At 64.3% G+C, this 4,610-nt stretch carries 4 protein-coding genes; 3 read left to right on the top strand and 1 reads right to left on the bottom strand.

What is annotated here, in order from left to right; translation table 11 throughout:
* Positions 1-211: 211 nt before the first annotated feature.
* Positions 212-967 (bottom strand): SDR family oxidoreductase, encoded by a 756-nt coding sequence (locus B7G52_RS22825; protein WP_096699954.1) that lies wholly within the window; start codon positions 965-967, stop codon positions 212-214.
* A 204-nt stretch (positions 968-1,171) separates the two neighbouring features.
* On the opposite strand from B7G52_RS22825, the gene kynB reads away from it, so the two are divergent.
* From kynB to kynA, 3 genes are read left to right on the top strand one after another with little or no spacing between them, the layout of a single operon-like run.
* Entirely contained in the window at positions 1,172-1,864 is a 693-nt protein-coding gene (gene kynB, locus B7G52_RS22820; RefSeq protein WP_096699953.1) for an arylformamidase, read from the top strand.
* Positions 1,861-3,222 (top strand): kynureninase, encoded by a 1,362-nt coding sequence (gene kynU, locus B7G52_RS22815; RefSeq protein ID WP_096699952.1) that lies wholly within the window; start codon positions 1,861-1,863, stop codon positions 3,220-3,222. Before kynB ends, kynU begins: the two co-directional genes overlap by 4 nt.
* A 2-nt stretch (positions 3,223-3,224) precedes the next feature.
* Positions 3,225-4,064, top strand: a complete 840-nt coding sequence (kynA, locus tag B7G52_RS22810; RefSeq protein ID WP_240523592.1) for a tryptophan 2,3-dioxygenase — start codon at positions 3,225-3,227, stop codon at positions 4,062-4,064.
* The last annotated feature ends 546 nt before the right edge of the window (positions 4,065-4,610 follow it).

Here is a 4,610-nt window from a genome sequence, read left to right as displayed (position 1 = left end):
GAGTACGTGAATTTGGTATCGTTCTTCTCGGGTCAAGTGTTTGTAGGTCATGGTGCTTCGTTGAGACTGGCTGGTCACAAAGAGCCCATCCTATTGACTCTTGGCCCACCCTATTTCTGAACGTTGCACTTCGTACTTGAATCCGCCATATGAATGTTGTGGTTTACCTGCAAGCTGAGTGAAAGGGGAACTTCGCCTTCAGCCCTGCGGACTAGCCGCGCCCCACAAACGGCATTTTCGTCGCCATGATGGTCATGAACTGCACATTGGTCGCCAGCGGCAAGGCGGCCATGTGCACCACTGCATCAGCGACATGGTTCACATCCATCAAGGGTTCGATCGCAATTTCGCCATTGGCCTGCAACACGCCCTTGGCCATGCGCGCGGCCATCTCGGTCTGGGCGTTGCCGATGTCGATCTGGCCGCAGGCGATGTCGTACTGGCGGCAGTCGAGCGAGATCGACTTGGTCAGGCCGGTGATCGCATGTTTGGTCGCGGTGTAGGGCGCCGAATGGGGGCGCGGTGCGTGCGCCGAGATCGAGCCGTTGTTGATGATGCGCCCGCCCTGGGGCGACTGCGCCTTCATCAGGCGGATCGCCTGCTGCGCGCAGAGGAAGGAGCCGGTCAGGTTGATGTTGACCACGTTTTGCCATTGCTCGAAGCTCAACTCCTCCATGGGCACAGCGGGCGCACCGACGCCGGCGTTGTTGAACAGCAGGTCCAGGCGTCCAAAGGTCTGATGAACCTTGTCGAAGGCCGCACGCACCGCGTCCGGGTTGCTGACATCGCAGGGCAGGGCGAGAGCCCTGTCGCCGGCGGCCGACGCCTGGGCCACCTCGTTCAATGGCTCCACGCGCCGGCCCACCAGCGCCACGCGGTAACCCTCGCGCAGCAGCGCCAGCGCCACCGCCTTGCCAATGCCGGTGCCTGCGCCGGTAACGAGTGCGACCTTGCCGTTTGATGTCATGGTGAACCTTTGTCTCTTGGATGTGAATGAAATGGCGGCTCGCCAACACATGGCGCCGCACCCTGCGAATTGTGCCCGAGCTGCACCGGCGGTGTTTGCGGCCAGCGCCGGCGCCGCATGCAACTACTTTAGGTTTCAACTATTTTGAAAGCCTGTTGGAAATTACCGACACCACGGGATTTACAGCGGTGCTACCTTTGTGCAATGAGTTCCAGCGTACCTCGTTCCCGCGCCGCCCATGGTGCGGCCCCCGCCCTGAAAATCTGGGATATCTCGCCCGCCGTGGACGAGCAGGCCGCCGTGTTTCCGGGCGACGCGGCGTATTCGCAGAAGCTGCACTTTGCGCTCTCGCCCGGCTGCCCGGTCAACGTCCACACGCTCACCTTCTCGCCGCACACCGGCGCGCACGCCGACGCCCCCATGCACTATGCCAACGGCGCGCCGGCCATTGGCGCCGTGGACTTGCTGCCTTACCTCGGGCCCTGCCGCGTGATCCATTGCCTGGACTGCGGCCCGCTGGTGGAGCCGCAGCACATCGCGCACGCGCTGGACAAGCTGCCACCCCGCGTGTTGCTGCGCACCGCCGCCGCGGCCAGCCAGTCCTGGGCATTGTTTACGGCCATTGCGCCTGCCACACTTGCGCTGCTAGCTACAAAAAACATAGCACTTGTTGGCATCGACACGCCCAGCGTGGACCCCGCCACCAGCCAGGACCTGCCCAGCCACCACCTGCTGCTGAAGCACGGTCTGCGTGTGCTGGAAAACCTGGTGCTCGACGAGGTGCCGGAAGGCGACTACGAGCTGATTGCCCTGCCTCTCAAACTGACAAAAGCCGACGCCTCGCCGGTTCGCGCCGTGCTGCGCGAACTGCCCGGGGGCGGCACTGGAAACCCATGACCACACTGACCGACTGCCGCGCGCTCGACGCCCGCGACGTGCTGCGTCCGCTGCGCGACCACTTTGTGCTGCCCGACGGCGTGATTTACCTGGACGGCAACTCCCTGGGCGTGCTGCCCAAAAGCGCGGTTGCGCGTGTGGCCGAGGTCATCACGCGCGAATGGGGCCAGGACCTGATCCGCGCCTGGAACAGCGCCGGCTGGTTTACCCTGCCGCAACGCCTGGGCGACAAGATTGCATCGCTGATTGGTGCCGGGCCGGGCGAGGTGGTCGCCACCGACAGCACCTCGGTCAACCTGTACAAGGTCCTCAGCGCTGCCTTGGGCATGGCCGCCGAAGATGCGCCAGCCAGAAAAGTCATCGTCAGTGAACGCAGCAACTTCCCGACCGATCTCTACATTGCCGAGGGGCTGTGCCGCGAGCGCGGCTACCGGCTGCAACTGGTCGAGCCTGATGACATCACTGCCGCATTGACGCAGGACGCCGCCGTGCTGATGCTGACCCATGTGAACTACCGCACCGGCGCCATGCACGACATGGCGGCGCTGACACAAGCCGCCCATGCGGCGGGTGTTCTGGTGGTGTGGGACCTGGCGCACAGCGCTGGTGCCGTGCCGGTGGACCTGCAGGGTGCCAACGCCGACTTTGCCGTTGGCTGCGGCTACAAATACCTCAACGGCGGCCCCGGCGCGCCGGCCTTTGTCTGGGTTCATCCCCGGCACGCCGACCGTTTCTGCCAGCCGCTGTCGGGCTGGTGGGGCCACGCCGCGCCGTTCGAGTTCACGCCTGGCTACCGGCCCGCCCCCGGCATCACGCGTTACCTGTGCGGCACCCAGCCCATCCTGAGCCTGGCCGCGCTCGAGTGCGGGCTGGATGTGTTCGGCGCCGCGGACGCCCTCGGTGGCATGGGTGCGCTGCGGGCCAAGTCGCTGGCACTGACCGACCTGTTCATCACGCTGGTGGAAGAACGCTGCGCCGGCCATGGTCTGGGCCTGGCGACACCGCGCGAACATGCCCAACGCGGCTCTCAGGTCTGCCTCACCAGAAGCCAGGGCCCCCACGCTCCGCCGCTTCGCGGGTCGCTGCCCCCCGAGGGGGCCGTCACCGTCTTGGGGCGGCCCGGCGACAGTGACTCAGGCGCCTACGCCATCGTGCAGGCGCTGATTGCGCGCGGCGTGATTGGCGACTTCCGGGCCGGGTCCGGCGATGGCCGGCATCCGGATATCCTGCGCTTCGGCTTCACGCCGCTGTACATCGGGTTCGAGGATGTCTGGCATGCCGTCGAGCATTTGAAGCAGTTGCTGGAAACCGCCGAATGGCAGCGCCCCGAATTCAACCAGAAACACGCGGTGACTTGACCATGACCACCCCCGAAAACATCGTCACCGACGAAAAAGCCAAGCTTGATTTCAGCCGCGACATGAGTTATGGCGACTACCTGCAGCTCGACGCGATTCTGGGCGCGCAAAAACCGCTCTCACCCGCGCACGACGAGCTGCTGTTCATCATCCAGCACCAGACCAGCGAACTCTGGATGAAGCTGATGCTGCACGAACTGGGCGCGGCGATTGCGAACGTGGCCCAGGACGAACTCGGCGACGCCTTCAAGAAACTCGCGCGCGTGAGCCGCATCATGGAGCAGCTGGTGCACGCCTGGGACGTGCTGGCGACCATGACCCCGCCCGAATACAGCGCGATCCGGCCCTACCTCGCCAACTCCAGCGGCTTCCAGAGCGCGCAATACCGCTGCATCGAGTTCGCCCTCGGCAACAAGAACGCCGCCATGCTCAAGCCGCACGCGCATCGCCCCGATTTGCTGGCGCAGGTGCAGGCCGCCTTTGAAGCGCCCTCGCTGTACGACGAAGCCCTGCGCCTGCTGGCCAGGCGCGGCCTGGCGGTACCCGCCAGCCACACGCAGCGCGACTGGACCCAGGGCTATGTGGAAAGCGATGCGGTCGAACAGGCCTGGCTGGTGGTCTATCGCGATCCCAAACAGTACTGGGACCTGTACCAGCTCGGCGAAGAACTCACCGACCTCGAAGACGCGTTCAGGCTCTGGCGCTTCCGCCATGTGACGACGGTGGAACGTGTGATCGGCTTCAAGCGGGGGACTGGCGGCACCGGTGGCGTGAGTTACCTGCGCAAGATGCTCGACGTGGTGCTGTTTCCGGAAATCTGGAAACTGCGGACGGATTTGTAAGTCAAATCGGTCTTCAGGCCTTTTGCTGCTTGCGCTGGCAGCTACTTAATTGATAGCGTTTGTATTTCTTGTACCGTTCGGACTGAGCTTGGCCTGTCCTGAGCTTGTCGAAGGGTCGAAGCCTGTACAAGCTTGTGAATGGGTGGGTCTTCCAGCAGGCCGGGTCTCGCCCCGGCGGGCGAGGCACTTTACTTTTGCTTCGCCAAAAGAAAGTACCCAAAGAAAAGGCGACCCGATGGTCTGGGTCCCCTGCGCTGCGCTTCGGGGCAACCTGTGGTGCTCGCCAAAAGCGGGGTCTGGCTAAACTCGCCTGCGGCTCAGACAATCGCTCGCCCTGATCCGCTTTTGCCTGCGCTCCTCGGCCCGGCCCGACGGGTGGGGGAGCAAATGCGGGTGCGGGGAGACATGACGCGCGCAGCGCGTCATGTCGGAGTCAAGCGGTCGCCATGTTTGAACGTGATCGCAGCGCACGCGGCCAAATGAAGTCCCCCCTCCATTGCCCAGCGGGGCGAGGGCAGGGGCTAGGGGTGGGAGTGGGGAGTTGAA

Source organism: Polaromonas sp. AER18D-145 (assembly GCF_002379095.1).
Lineage (GTDB): Bacteria > Pseudomonadota > Gammaproteobacteria > Burkholderiales > Burkholderiaceae_C > Polaromonas.
Note: the sequence above shows the minus strand (reverse complement) of the source record. Positions and strands in the feature narration are given on the sequence as shown.

Coding starts and splice junctions, on each gene's coding strand:
- B7G52_RS22825 (WP_096699954.1), bottom strand. CDS start 967: ATGACATCAAACGGCAAGGTCGCACTCGTTACCGGCGCAGGCACCGGC.
- kynB (WP_096699953.1), top strand. CDS start 1,172: ATGAGTTCCAGCGTACCTCGTTCCCGCGCCGCCCATGGTGCGGCCCCC.
- kynU (WP_096699952.1), top strand. CDS start 1,861: ATGACCACACTGACCGACTGCCGCGCGCTCGACGCCCGCGACGTGCTG.
- kynA (WP_240523592.1), top strand. CDS start 3,225: ATGACCACCCCCGAAAACATCGTCACCGACGAAAAAGCCAAGCTTGAT.